The sequence below is a fragment of the Bradyrhizobium algeriense genome (assembly GCF_003062295.1).
GTDB classification, from domain to species: domain Bacteria; phylum Pseudomonadota; class Alphaproteobacteria; order Rhizobiales; family Xanthobacteraceae; genus Bradyrhizobium; species Bradyrhizobium algeriense.
In genome coordinates this window covers 158,787-170,607 of sequence record NZ_PYCN01000015.1, presented here as the reverse complement: position 1 = coordinate 170,607, position 11,821 = coordinate 158,787, and the positions used below count along the sequence as shown (strand labels likewise).

Here is an 11,821-nt window from a genome sequence, read left to right as displayed (position 1 = left end):
ACTCGTAGAACAGTTGACCTTGGTCACTCTTCAGACGGCCCATCATGGATCGACCTCGCCGAGATTCGCGTCAACACAACGGAATCACGGTTCGCGGCCTGCCTCAACCGACTTTTGCAACAAAATCTGCCAGCAGGAGAAGTTGACATTCTCGGCATACTTTGAGTGGGCACGCCGGTTTCGGCCGCTATCACTTATCCGCGGCGGTTCTGGCGGCTTCGCTTAACGGTCGATTGATGCCGCACATCGCCGGTAGACGCTCTCGAACGCCGCTACATATTTCGGGACGTCAGTCTCTCGCCGGCCGCCGTAAGCGAGATAGCGGCATGCCCCATCTGGAAAGGATAGATTTTCGAGACTGACAACTCCGGAATTGAATATGTATTGGCAGAAGCTGCCCGGTTGCTGTTTGAACGATAGACCAGTGCTGCAAGAGCTTTCGGAAAGTGTCCCTTTTTGACCGCACGCTCTGACAATCTGGTGGCTGCCATCGAATTTTGCGAAGTCGAACTGCTCGATATTCAGGCCACTCTGCGTTTCAGACGTAGCCCGAAACACACAGCTTGATCGTGCTACTGGCCTCACGACGAAGCGTAGCGCCCTGCGGCCAGTCTCTTGGACGATTGCGGTTCCGCTGGGCGTGTAGATGAACTGATAAGGGTCATCGCCGTATTGGGCGTGAACCAGCAGGGCGACCGACTCCAGGATCGCTTGGTCAACGCTCGTTCGGTCCGCTTGCGCGTGAGCGATAGTGACGGCAGACAACAACGCTCCTGCGCTCGCGGCTATGCGCGCAACGACTGTCGCATTTCGCATTCATCGACCCCGACGATAATAGGCTCGGACGTAAAAGCAGTCATCGACCACGTCCAGTTGTTCCGACCAGCATGTGCTCGAAGTCCTAGCGCTCCGTTACTCGCCTCGTCAAAAATGTCCGCAGCGGGTCATTAAGCGACATCGCGTCGCGCTAGGATGATGTCCGCTTGTCCTCCAACAGCGGCAGAAAAGCGGTCGTGGAAACCGCGGCGCCGCCTTTAGCAGAGGCGGGATGAACACGCGCGGGATAGGCGGGCGGCGTTAGGTTTCGCCTCGCCGATTGGCGGTTCATTCCCCGAGTTGCACCATCCGGCAATGGCAAAGAGGCCGCTCGGGCAACCGGGCGGCTTCCTGCTTGGCAGCCGTCGTGAAGGTCTAACTCCCTCACAGATGTTTTACCGCCAGGCCAAAACTCATCGCAGAGGCCCTCAGTATCTCGCGCAAACGCATCGAAAGGGAGAACGATGATGCTGAACAAACTTCGTATCGCACTCGCCGCGACCATCGTGGCCCTCCGGAAGGAGACAACCGTATGACTGAAATGGCAATGACTCAAATGCCTCAAGCAACCGGCGGCGGCAGATTGTCGGGCGAACTGTACAAGGTCGTTGAATTGATCCTGGACCGCGGGTTGGTCATCGACGTGTTCGTGCGTGTGTCGGTGATCGGTCTCGAAGTGCTCACCATCGATGCGCGGGTCGTCGTTGCCGGCGTCGATGCTTACCTGCGCTTCGCCGAGGTGTGTGGCCGCCTCGATCTCACCGGCAGCAGCCCCCGGATCGGCCACGTGCTACCCGGCCGAGCGCTGCCGCTCGAGCTGCCGGCGCGCACGGAAATCGGAGCGACGCAACGGAAAGGATGACTGATGAGCAACTACGTCTACTGTGTCACGCGTGCCTCCCATCCGCTACCGCTCGAAGGGGCGGTGGGGGTGGGGGAGCACGCCCCCGCCCTCCGGCTCGTGCGCGAGCAGGATCTCGTCGCGGTGGTTAGCGACGCGCCGGAGAACTTGCGCGCGAAGCGGCGCGATCTGGTGAAGCACGATGCGGTCATCGGACGGGCGTATGCAGCCGGCACCGTGCTGCCGATGCGGTTCGGGATGATCGCGCCCGATGACGAGGCGGTGCGGACGGAGCTTCGATCGGGGGCGCGCCGTTATGGCGAACTACTGTCCCGCATCGATGGCCACGTCGAGCTCAACGTTAAGGGCGTATATGCGGAGGAAGCTCTTCTCCGCGACGTCTTGCTCCAGAACGACCAGCTACGCGTGCGGAATCAAGCACTGCGCGCCGCAGGCGGCGGTGGCCACCAGGATAGAGTGGCGTTCGGCGAGCAGGTGGCCGCCACCGTCGCGGAACGGAGCGCGCGTGACGCGGGCCAGGTCATCGCCCGCCTGCAACCACATGCCGCACAGGTGCGCCGGGGCCCGCCGGTCGACGGGTGCTTCGTTAACGTGTCGTTCCTGGTGGCGTCCGGTGCCCGGCCGGACTTCGACGGTGCACTGTCACGGCTGCGCCGCGAGCTGCCCGGCTACGCAAGCGTCGGGTTGTACGGGCCTTTGCCGCCTTACAGCTTCGTCGGCAACGAAGCGGAGAAGTGACGGTGGTGGGGCTCCTGTCGCATCTCTTGTTGCTGCCGCTCGCGCCAGCCCGCTTCGCACTGTGGACCGTCGACCGGGTGGTCGACGCCGCCGCCGAACAGCATTGCGGCCCGGCAGCCGTCCGGCGCGAACTGGCCGAGCTTTCGCGGCAACTCGATCAAGGGTTAATCGATGCCGAGGAATTCGATCGACGCGAGGACGAGCTCCTCGACCGGCTGGACGAGGGACGAAAGCGAGGGCTGATCGCATGATGGAACAAGGTCTGTGGCACGAACGCCAGGGTGCGTCGCCGAATTTGGCTGACATTCTGGAGCGGGTTCTGGACAAGGGGTTAATCATCGCCGGCGACATCAAGATCAACCTGCTCGACATCGAGCTTCTGACCATCAAGCTCCGGCTGTTGGTCGCGTCGGTGGACAAGGCCAAGGCGATGGGGATCGACTGGTGGGAGCACGATCCGGCGCTTTCCCACCCGCGGCCGCGGCAGCTCGCGGCCGAGAACGCGCGGTTGCGCAAGCAGGTCAGGGCGCTGGAAACCGGCACTCTGAAGGTAAGGCGATGAGTGCGGCGAGCTATACATACGCGGTCGCGCGCCCGTTCGATCCAACCCGGGCGGCCGGCCTCGTCGGCGTCGACGGCGCCGCGATTCACCTGGTCCGCCACCAAGACCTGGTCGCCGTGGTCAGTCCGCTTGCGCCTGCCGACGCCGACGAGACCGCGCTGCGAGCCAGGCTGGAGACGCTGGCGGAGCTGGAGGCGATCGCACGTACACACCACAGGGTCGTGGCGGCGGTTGCCGCGTGCACACCAACGCTGCCGTTCCGCCTCGCGACCGTTCACCGCAGCGATGACCGCGTTGCGCAGTTGCTGCGCCGGGAGTATCGGCGCTTCCGCGAGACGCTGGATCGCCTTGCGGGCAGCGTGGAGGTGGGGGTGAAGATGTACGTGCAGCACGCGGACGCATCTGCCGGTGCGATGTCCGTGGCTGAGAGACCCCGCGGGTCCGGATCGGCGCGCGCGGGCAGGGACTACCTGCGCTACCGCCGCGAGCAGCGCGATCGGCGCCAGCACGCGTGGCGGCGCGCAACCATTGCGGCCGAGCAGATGGACGCCGTTCTCGCCGGGCTTGCCATCGATCGCCGCCAACACCGAACGCAGAGCGCCGAGCTGTTCGCTGCTCCTGGCGAAAATGTATTCAACGCAGCCTACTTGGTGGATGCCGGGCGCGCCGAAGAGCTCGCCGCCCGTGCACGGCGACTGGGTGCCGAAAACCCGCACGTGACGATCGAGGTCACGGGTCCCTGGCCGCCCTATTCGTTCACCGGCAGCGAACACGGGGAGCGCACGTGAGCCCCGCCGCGCTCCCGGCCCGAGAGATCGCGCTCGTCGACCTGCTCGACCGGCTCTTGGCGGGCGGCATCGTGCTGACCGGAGACATCACGCTGGCGATCGCCGACATCGACATGGTGCAGATCTCTCTTCGCGCCTTGATCACGTCGCTCGGCCAGACCACGCGACCTGGCGTAGCGGAGCGAGACGCATGAGCGCCAGCGTGGTTGATTATGAGCCGGGGCTGCGCCAGCGCATTTCGATTGCGCCTGACACGGTCGAACGAGATCTGGCCCGCCTGGTGCTCACCGTCGTGGAGTTGCTGCGTCAGCTCATGGAGCGGCAGGCGCTTCGGCGTCTCGACGAGGGCGGATTGACCGAAGCGGAGGAGGAGCGCGTCGGCATGACGCTGTTGCTTCTAGACGACCGCATGTCGCGCCTGCGGGAGCACTTCGGGCTCGCCGCCGAGGACCTGAATATCGACCTGGGACCTCTCGGTCCACTACTTCCGCGCTGATGCAAAGCGGATGCGCATCAAGCGTTCCGCGTTGACGCCGAGACGCAGGCGTCACCCCGTAACCGCTGCGGAAGCGGCGACTTGAGACGTGTACTTTCAACAGTTCGATAGGTCGCAGACTTCCAATACCTTCAATGATTTTTCTAAAACACAGTTAGAAAACTCACTCCTGCCAACGCAGTCATCGATCGCTTTGTTGGTTTGATCTGTCACACAGCCTGAGTAATTGTGGCCCTTGTCTTCCCTGAATTTCTGCCGAAATTTAGCGAGGCATGATTTGTTCGCTCTTTCAGTCTGGGCGATCCACTTGTTACGATCGATAGGCTCCGCCTGAGCAAGAAGCGTCGACCCAAGCAACATCGCGATGACGAAAACGTATCGCATGTTCGTATCTCCGCCGGTCAAATCGGACGATACATGAAAACGCTGATCGTCGAAGGATGGCGTCCCTCCGCAATCGGTCATCAGGGTCCTCCCGAGAGCGTAGGGAACTGCGGGGACCGCGCGTTGGCCCCGCGTAAATAAATTTGCATATGCTCGCAGCGTCCTAAAGTTATGCAGATCGGTACACAAAAGCAGTGCGCCGATGGGCCACAAGCGATTGCTTGAAGTCCGCTTCAGCCCCGTGAGCGGACATTATCAGCTGGATTAGGCCACGATAGGTGTCGCCAGCATGCGATATACCCCCTCTTGCAGGGCCTGCTCGCCTGGGATCCTGCGTCCGCCAGCTACAAGGCTTCAGCCACAAGGGCGCCCGGTCGGGTCCTCGCCTGCAGGCGGGACACCGCCTCGGCCAGCGGAACGTCGGCCTGTGAGCCGTCGCGCTCGCGCAGGCTCACCTGGCCGTCCTTCATCTCGCGCCCGCCGACGATGGCCATCACCGGCACCGCCATTTCATGCGCCGCCACGATGCGCCGCGAAAGGGTATCGGCGCCGTCATAGGCAACGGCCCGGATCCCGGCATCCCAAAACGCCGCCAGCACGTCCGCGCCGTATCCGGCCTGGTCTTTCGAGATCGGCGCGACCGCGACCTGCTCCGGCGACAGCCAGAACGGAAGCACGCCGCCATGGTGCTCGAGCAGGATCGCGATCATGCGGCCGAGCGATCCGAAGATGGCGTGGTGGATCATCAGGGGCCTGGCGCGGCTGCCGTCGGGTGCGATGTAGGACGCCTCGAGCCGCTGCGGCAGCACACAGTCGAGCTGCACTGTGCCGCACTGCCAGGATCGTCCCAGCCGGTCGCGCAGCGCGAATTCCAGCTTCGGTCCGTAGAACGCACCTTCGCCGGGATTGATTTGAGGCGCGAGGCCGCATTGCCGCGCGGCATCGCCGAGCTTCGCCTCCGACCAGTCCCAGGTCGCGTCGTCGCCGGCGCGCGCTGCCGGCCGCGTCGCCAGCGCCACCTCGTAGTCGGGAAAACCGAGGTCGCGATAGACCTCGCCCAGCAGGGCGATGAAGCACGCGACTTCGCCCTCCACATCCTGCTCGCGGCAGAACACATGCGCGTCGTCCTGCTCGAAGGCGCGCGTCCGCATGATGCCGTGGAGCGAACCGGAGGGCTCATTGCGGTGGCAGGCGCCGAACTCGGCATAGCGGATCGGAAGCTCTCGCCACGAGCGCAGGCCCTTGTTGAAGATCTGCACGTGGCACGGGCACGACATCGGTTTCAGCGCCATCGCCAGTTCGCCGTCATCGACCCGGAACATGTGCTCGCCGAACTTGTCCCAGTGGCCGCTGCGGCCCCAAAACTCCTTTGGCAGCAGCTGCGGCGTCCGGACCTCGGCATAGCCGGCGCGGCGCATCTTGCGCCGGAGATAGTCCTCCAGCACCCGATAGACTGCGTAGCCGCGCGGATGCCAGAACACCATGCCTGGCGCATCTTCCTGAAGATGCCAGAGCTTGAGCTGCACACCAAGATTTCTGTGGTCGAGATCGTCCATAGCTGTAATCCTTGCGAGGGGAAAAAGCGCGGACGAGGGACCATCAAAAACAGAAAAGGCCCCGTCCGTCGCCGGCGGGGCCTTTTCTGGGTGAAGTACGCTTGTCTCTAGCGCGCACGACCAGAAGGCGATCCGCCGTAAGCGGTCGCGGTGGTGGTCAATGCGGCTGAGAGAAGCTTATTCATGCTTTGTATATGGCGGGAAAACGCTCAGGCGTCAACGCCACCCGCTTGGCGTCGCGGAATATAGACGATGCGCGGGGACATCAATACTCCTGTGGCGGATGATCCGGCGCCTTGGTCAGATGCCGGTTTGCTGAGCAACGCGCTTGAAGTCGGCAAACGTCTTTTCGTTGATGATCGATGGCCAGCGGCTAATGGGTCCCCTAGTAGTCAAGATCCGACAGGAACGTGGTGTTCACGATTTCGAACTCGGACGCTCGCCAATTTTTAAGTAACTCCGTGCGCGCCAAACGATGCGTTGCAGAATCTGAGGCGCTGCATTTCACGGCGTGGTGATCTATGCCTGATATCTCAAGCAACGTATCGAAACTTGCCTGACGATCCTCGCGATTCTCAACTTCGGCGAAGTAGATCGTATGGTCGAACTTTCCCATCGCCCAACAAAATTGAACGTGAGCCTGTTCAGCGCCGGCAAGCGCTGAACCTGGAGCAAGCACGGCTGAAATCAAGAGCAATCGGATAATCGGTTTAATCATCGCATTATTTCCAAAAAATGAATGTTATTTTGAGTAGTCGGCCGGTGGCGGGCTTACGGCTTGGCGACAGGCTTGGCTGCTGCCGGAATGTCGATAGATGCTGATGAGCCTTTCAAGCGTGCCATCTGGATTTCGTTCGACGCCTTGAGTTCGGTTGCGGGCCTGTTCGAGAAAGTGAGGGCAACCGCGACGATGATAGCGGCCAGATAGGATAGGTATAAGCCGCCGGTCCACCGACGGTAGGTGCGCAGGTCATCTGCACTCAGGTTGCTCGGAAGTCGTTTCATGAGAACCTCATTCGAGACAGCAGCCCCGACGAGGCAATATTCCGAAATGCTGCTTTCTCATGTGAAGTACGCCACAGGCTGGTCGATTTTTGCCGTGCCGGCTTTGAGCGCATTCGCGGGGCGAGCGGCCGTTTGGTGAACTCCGGATCGAATTATAGCTGCAATGGAACGGCGGAAGCAGGACGCGCCGACCGCGTGCCCTGCTTCGCCATCATTCGACCCGGGTGGCTAGGCCGAACGCTCTTCCCGCAAATTGCCCGATTGCGCGTTCCTCCGCGTCGCCACCGCATCGGCCAGCACGTTCAGCGAGGACACCGTCGTCTCCCAGTCGATGCAGCCGTCGGTGATGCTCTGCCCGTAGGTCAGCTGCTTGCCCGGCACCACGTCCTGGCGGCCGGCGACCAGATTGCTCTCGATCATGACGCCGGTGATGCGCAGCTCGCCTTTCGAGATCTGCTGCGCGATGTCGGCCACGACCAGCGGCTGGTTCTCCGGCTTCTTGTTGCTGTTGGCGTGGCTGGTGTCGATCATGAGCCGCGGCGCCACGCCGGCACGGACAAGTTCGAGGCAGGCGGCATCGACGCTTTCCCGGTCGTAGTTCGGCGCGTGGCCCCCGCGCAGGATGATGTGGCAGTCCTCGTTGCCGGTGGTTGCCGCAATCGCCGAGCGGCCGCCCTTCGTGACTGCCATGAAATGGTGCGGATGCGATGCCGACTTCACGGCGTCGGCTGCGATGCGCACATTACCGTCGGTGCCGTTCTTGAATCCGACCGGGCACGACAGCCCGGAAGCCAGCTCGCGATGGATCTGGCTCTCCGTCGTGCGCGCGCCGATCGCCGCCCATGCCATCAGGTCGGCGATGTATTGCGGCGTCGTCATGTCGAGGAATTCGGTCCCGGCGGGCAGGCCGAGATTGTTCACGGCCGACAGCACGTTGCGGGCAAGCCTGAGGCCCCTGTTGATGTCGAAGCTGCCGTCGAGGTTGGGGTCGTTGATCAGCCCCTTCCATCCGACCGTGGTGCGCGGCTTCTCGAAATAGACCCGCATCACGACCTCGAGGCGGTCGGCAAGCTTTTCGCGCAAGGCGGCGAGGCGCTCGGCGTACTCAACGGCGGCGACGGGATCGTGGACCGAGCAGGGGCCGACGACGACCAGCAGGCGGTCGTCGGTGCCGTTCAGGATGGCGTGGATGGCGTTTCGCGCCGCCATCACCACCCGCGTCGCGGTCAAGGTGCGCGGGATCTCACGCATCACCTCTTGCGGCGTACTCAGCTCTTTCAGTTCGCTAATTCGAAGATCGTCGGTGGTGCTCAACACGGCTGTGGCTCCTGTTTGTTGGGAACCTGCCGGCCAATAAAAAAGCCGCCAGGTTTGGCGGCTGTTCGGACTTCTTGGCTTCAATTCGTCAGATTGAGCGCGATCCTCCCACCGCCAGCGAGCTGTCGTAGCTAAAATACCAAAAGCTGGTGGCGGCGATCATGATCATGGCGGGCTCTATAGCGCACCGGTCCGGTCTTGTCATCCCATAATCGGCGATGTTCAGGATTGGCGCGCGGCGAGCGCCATGCCGACCAGCGATGTGCCGCCGAGCACGAGGTTGATCCCGACCAGGAGGCCGATCGCCCATTCCGCCGAACCCGGCAGGCCTGCGACGATGATGAACGCGATCAACAGGTCCATCACCCCTGACAACAGCAGCCAGGACCAGCGCTCCGACAATTCGCGGCGGTGCTCCAGCGCGTACATGATGGTGACGACGCCTTCGGCCAGAAAATACGCGCCGACCACGATGGTGAGCGTGAGGATGCCCTGCGCCGGCCGCGCCAGCAGAAGTCCGCCGGCGAGAACGGCCAGCGCCGCCGAGAACAGCGACCACCAGAAGCCCGGCGTCTGCCGCGCCCAATACGTCACGAACAGCCCGGCAACGCCGCTGATCAGGAACATCCAGCCGAGGAAGATGGTGACGGCGAGGCTCGCCAGCGGCGGCACGATCATCGCAGCCAGGCCGAGCAAAACGAGCACGATGCCTTCGAACAGGAAGGCTTTCCAATGCGCCTTCACCCTGGCGTTCATTTCGGACTGCAATTTGCCGATGTCCGGCGGGATATCCTGGGGAAAGGTCATTGGAAACTCCCGATGCCTGCCGCGCCGATGGAGTGTCCAATATAGCCCGTGCGCCGCCCGCAGGTAAAATTTGTTCGCCGGCCTTTTTGCGCGAGATCAACGACGGAAGGATGACGTTCAGCCTGGCTCGGGCGCGGACGAAAATCCCTCCGAGGACCTCCTGATGCGGTTGCGGCCGAACACATAGACCGCAGAGGTCGCCAGCAACAACGCCAAGCCGATCAGAATGGAGGTCAGGCCGAGCGGAACGAGAAGCAGCGACGCGTTGCGGTCGGGATTGACGAACCAGTGATGGAGCGAGGTCAGCACGAAAGCAGCCCCAGCGAATCCAGCTCCGCTGCCCACGAGCAACAGCGCCCACATCCGCCGCAACTGGCTCAGCCGCTCACGCGCGATCTCGGTGCGCGGCGCATGGTGGCGGCCGACGCGCCGCACCAGCCGTATGGCAAATCCGATCGAACTGAAGCCGATCAGCAGGCTCGCCGTCCCCAGCAGCATTCGCGTGTTGGGGCCGAGATCGGGAAGTTTCTGCAATGTCAGCAGCGGAAAATCGAATGCCGCATGCAGCGCGACCGGCGCGAACAGCGCCAGACACCAGCTTGAAATCCGCGCCCAGTCGCGATGATGGCGGTGCGCACCCAGCGCCGTTCCCGCGCGCGCGATCGCGATATAGGCGCCCGCGATAATGCCGAGCGCACCGTGAAACGGCACCGTCAACACGCTGCGCAAGGCGGCCAGCGATCGCCACATATCGGAATGCTGCACGAGATAAGCGAGGTTTTCGTAAGCCGCGAAACCGAGGCCCGCGGCCGCGCCATAGACCACGGTGTCCATCGGGTCCGCAAACGCACGGCGGCGCACCGATAATGACACCAGAATGATCACGAGGACCTTCACGATCTCTTCGGGCGCGGCGACGCCGAAGACCGAGCGCAGGCCCTGCGTCATCCAGGGGTTTCCCGGCACCGCGAGGATTGCGGCAAAGGGAGCGCGCGCAATTCCCAATAGAGAAATGCTGGCGGCCCCGAGTATGAAGGCGAGCCACACCCGCACAGGCGGGCCCGGGCGCTCGTCGGCAGCGATGACCAGCCAAAGCAACAGCAATGCCGGTGCGATGGCGGCAACGCCGATCGATGTGGGGAGGGCCTGCAGCAACAACATGTCGGGAATTTTACCTCGTCAGGTGCTCAAATGGCCGCAAATTCAGTTGTTTGCAAGAAAGCCGAACGCGACTCGTTGTCGCCAAGAACAAATTTGAAGTCCGGGGGCTATGCGGCGGCCTTGCTGCCGATCTTGCCATGGACCGTCAGCAACCCCGCCAGCGCGACCAGCGCGAAGCCCGCGCCGGCCAGGAACGTTCCCTGCGGCCCCGCGATGTCCCAGAGGCTGCCTGCAATGATGCTGGCCGCGAGCATCGCAAGACCGCCGAGCAAGTTGAAGAATCCAAAAGCCGTGCCGCGCAACTCGGCCGGCGCGGTGTCCGCCACGAGGGCGGCCAGCAACCCCTGCGTCAGGCCCATGTGCAGGCCCCAGAGAACGACGCCCAGTGCAACGCCGCCGATCGACGGCAGCAGCGCCAACGCGAGATCCGCAGCGACCAGCAACAGAATGCCGCCCGCCAGCACGGCCGTGCGGCCGATGCGATCCGAGATCACGCCGGCGGGATAGGCCGCGACGGCATAGACGACATTCATCAGCACCAGCACGGCAGGCACGAGCATGATCGGCAGCCCGACATTCTGGGCGCGCAGAACCAGGAATGCTTCGCTGAAGCGCGCCAGCGTGAACACGCTCGCCACCGCCACCACCCACCAATAGGCCGGCCCGAGGTTTTTGATCTCAGTCAGGCTGATCGGATTGCGCACGGTGCGCAGCTGTTCCGGCCGGTCCGGCTCCCGCACGGCAAAAACGATCAGCGCCAGCGCCAGGAAGGCGGGAATCACGGCAAACCAGAACACCGCCTTGAAGTTATCTGCCGTCCACCACATCAGGGCGATGGCGAGCAGGGGGCCTGCGAAGGCGCCGACCGTGTCGAGCGATTGGCGCAATCCAAAACTCGCGCCGCGCAGATCGGCCGGCGAGAGGTCTGCCACCAGCGCGTCACGGGGGGCGCCGCGAATACCCTTGCCGATCCGGTCGACGAAACGCGCCGCCACCAGCCAGGTAACCGTTGGCGCCAGCGGAAAGACCGGCTTGGTGAAGGCCGCAAGACCGTAGCCGAAAGCCGCGAGCCATTTGCGCTTGCCGAGCCAGTCCGAGAGCGCGCCGGAGAATATTTTTGTAATGGAGGCAGTCGCCTCGGCGATGCCCTCGATGATTCCGACCGTTACCATCGATGCGCCAAGCACCGAAACCAGGTAGATCGGCAGCAGGGCGTGGATCATCTCCGATGAGACGTCCATCAGCATCGAGACGAAACCGAGGACCCATACGCCCGGTGGAATATCCCTGATCGAATAGGTCGGCTTGGTGCCAGCAGCCATGTCGTCC

General features: G+C 63.1%; 14 protein-coding genes and 1 pseudogene. 7 read left to right on the top strand and 8 right to left on the bottom strand.

What is annotated here, in order from left to right; translation table 11 throughout:
• Positions 1 to 1,372: 1,372 nt before the first annotated feature.
• The 7 genes and pseudogenes from gvpJ to C7G61_RS25935 all read left to right on the top strand — a co-directional run.
• Positions 1,373 to 1,564, top strand: a pseudogene (gvpJ, locus tag C7G61_RS46155) (gas vesicle protein GvpJ); the annotation flags it as partial.
• 117 nt (positions 1,565 to 1,681) lie between these two features.
• Positions 1,682 to 2,416, top strand: coding sequence for a GvpL/GvpF family gas vesicle protein (locus C7G61_RS25960; protein WP_108519517.1), 735 nt, complete (start codon positions 1,682 to 1,684; stop codon positions 2,414 to 2,416).
• Between the two features lie 2 nt (positions 2,417 to 2,418).
• A complete protein-coding gene (locus C7G61_RS25955; RefSeq protein ID WP_202975797.1) occupies positions 2,419 to 2,667 on the top strand; it encodes a gas vesicle protein GvpG in 249 nt (82 codons plus the stop codon).
• On the top strand, positions 2,664 to 2,978 hold the full coding sequence (locus C7G61_RS25950; RefSeq protein WP_108519516.1) for a gas vesicle protein: 315 nt from the start codon (positions 2,664 to 2,666) through the stop codon (positions 2,976 to 2,978). The genes C7G61_RS25955 and C7G61_RS25950 overlap by 4 nt, the downstream gene beginning before the upstream one ends.
• Entirely contained in the window at positions 2,975 to 3,766 is a 792-nt protein-coding gene (locus tag C7G61_RS25945) for a GvpL/GvpF family gas vesicle protein (protein WP_108519515.1), read from the top strand. Before C7G61_RS25950 ends, C7G61_RS25945 begins: the two co-directional genes overlap by 4 nt.
• A complete protein-coding gene (locus C7G61_RS25940; protein WP_202975796.1) occupies positions 3,763 to 3,960 on the top strand; it encodes a gas vesicle protein in 198 nt (65 codons plus the stop codon). The genes C7G61_RS25945 and C7G61_RS25940 overlap by 4 nt, the downstream gene beginning before the upstream one ends.
• Positions 3,957 to 4,262 carry a gas vesicle protein K gene (locus C7G61_RS25935; RefSeq protein WP_108519514.1) on the top strand — a complete coding sequence of 102 codons (306 nt, stop codon included), beginning with the start codon at positions 3,957 to 3,959 and terminating at the stop codon, positions 4,260 to 4,262. The genes C7G61_RS25940 and C7G61_RS25935 overlap by 4 nt, the downstream gene beginning before the upstream one ends.
• A gap of 96 nt (positions 4,263 to 4,358) precedes the next feature.
• On the opposite strand, the gene C7G61_RS25930 is transcribed toward C7G61_RS25935, so the two are convergent.
• The 8 genes from C7G61_RS25930 to C7G61_RS25895 form a co-directional block, all read right to left on the bottom strand.
• Positions 4,359 to 4,727 carry a hypothetical protein gene (locus C7G61_RS25930; RefSeq protein WP_108519513.1) on the bottom strand — a complete coding sequence of 123 codons (369 nt, stop codon included), beginning with the start codon at positions 4,725 to 4,727 and terminating at the stop codon, positions 4,359 to 4,361.
• A gap of 263 nt (positions 4,728 to 4,990) precedes the next feature.
• Positions 4,991 to 6,202: a threonine--tRNA ligase gene (gene thrS, locus C7G61_RS25925; RefSeq protein WP_108519512.1), complete on the bottom strand. Its 1,212-nt coding sequence runs from the start codon at positions 6,200 to 6,202 to the stop codon at positions 4,991 to 4,993.
• A 385-nt stretch (positions 6,203 to 6,587) separates the two neighbouring features.
• On the bottom strand, positions 6,588 to 6,920 hold the full coding sequence (locus tag C7G61_RS25920; RefSeq protein ID WP_108519511.1) for a hypothetical protein: 333 nt from the start codon (positions 6,918 to 6,920) through the stop codon (positions 6,588 to 6,590).
• A gap of 53 nt (positions 6,921 to 6,973) precedes the next feature.
• Positions 6,974 to 7,207 carry a hypothetical protein gene (locus tag C7G61_RS25915; protein ID WP_108519510.1) on the bottom strand — a complete coding sequence of 78 codons (234 nt, stop codon included), beginning with the start codon at positions 7,205 to 7,207 and terminating at the stop codon, positions 6,974 to 6,976.
• Positions 7,208 to 7,435: 228 nt separating this feature from the next.
• Positions 7,436 to 8,524, bottom strand: coding sequence for a 3-deoxy-7-phosphoheptulonate synthase (locus C7G61_RS25910; protein ID WP_108519509.1), 1,089 nt, complete (start codon positions 8,522 to 8,524; stop codon positions 7,436 to 7,438).
• Positions 8,525 to 8,746: 222 nt separating this feature from the next.
• Entirely contained in the window at positions 8,747 to 9,331 is a 585-nt protein-coding gene (locus tag C7G61_RS25905; protein WP_108519508.1) for an HdeD family acid-resistance protein, read from the bottom strand.
• 117 nt (positions 9,332 to 9,448) lie between these two features.
• A complete protein-coding gene (locus tag C7G61_RS25900; RefSeq protein ID WP_108519507.1) occupies positions 9,449 to 10,492 on the bottom strand; it encodes a PrsW family glutamic-type intramembrane protease in 1,044 nt (347 codons plus the stop codon).
• 107 nt (positions 10,493 to 10,599) lie between these two features.
• Entirely contained in the window at positions 10,600 to 11,814 is a 1,215-nt protein-coding gene (locus tag C7G61_RS25895; protein WP_108519506.1) for an MFS transporter, read from the bottom strand.
• Positions 11,815 to 11,821 lie beyond the last annotated feature (7 nt).

Bases quoted from the DNA above. Each gene is read 5' to 3' on its own strand.
- C7G61_RS25950 (WP_108519516.1), top strand. From the start codon at position 2,664: ATGATGGAACAAGGTCTGTGGCACGAACGCCAGGGTGCGTCGCCGAAT.
- C7G61_RS25930 (WP_108519513.1), bottom strand. From the start codon at position 4,727: ATGACCGATTGCGGAGGGACGCCATCCTTCGACGATCAGCGTTTTCAT.
- C7G61_RS25895 (WP_108519506.1), bottom strand. From the start codon at position 11,814: ATGGCTGCTGGCACCAAGCCGACCTATTCGATCAGGGATATTCCACCG.
- C7G61_RS25900 (WP_108519507.1), bottom strand. From the start codon at position 10,492: ATGTTGTTGCTGCAGGCCCTCCCCACATCGATCGGCGTTGCCGCCATC.
- thrS (WP_108519512.1), bottom strand. From the start codon at position 6,202: ATGGACGATCTCGACCACAGAAATCTTGGTGTGCAGCTCAAGCTCTGG.
- C7G61_RS25945 (WP_108519515.1), top strand. From the start codon at position 2,975: ATGAGTGCGGCGAGCTATACATACGCGGTCGCGCGCCCGTTCGATCCA.
- C7G61_RS25960 (WP_108519517.1), top strand. From the start codon at position 1,682: ATGAGCAACTACGTCTACTGTGTCACGCGTGCCTCCCATCCGCTACCG.
- C7G61_RS25915 (WP_108519510.1), bottom strand. From the start codon at position 7,207: ATGAAACGACTTCCGAGCAACCTGAGTGCAGATGACCTGCGCACCTAC.
- C7G61_RS25920 (WP_108519511.1), bottom strand. From the start codon at position 6,920: ATGATTAAACCGATTATCCGATTGCTCTTGATTTCAGCCGTGCTTGCT.
- C7G61_RS25935 (WP_108519514.1), top strand. From the start codon at position 3,957: ATGAGCGCCAGCGTGGTTGATTATGAGCCGGGGCTGCGCCAGCGCATT.
- C7G61_RS25905 (WP_108519508.1), bottom strand. From the start codon at position 9,331: ATGACCTTTCCCCAGGATATCCCGCCGGACATCGGCAAATTGCAGTCC.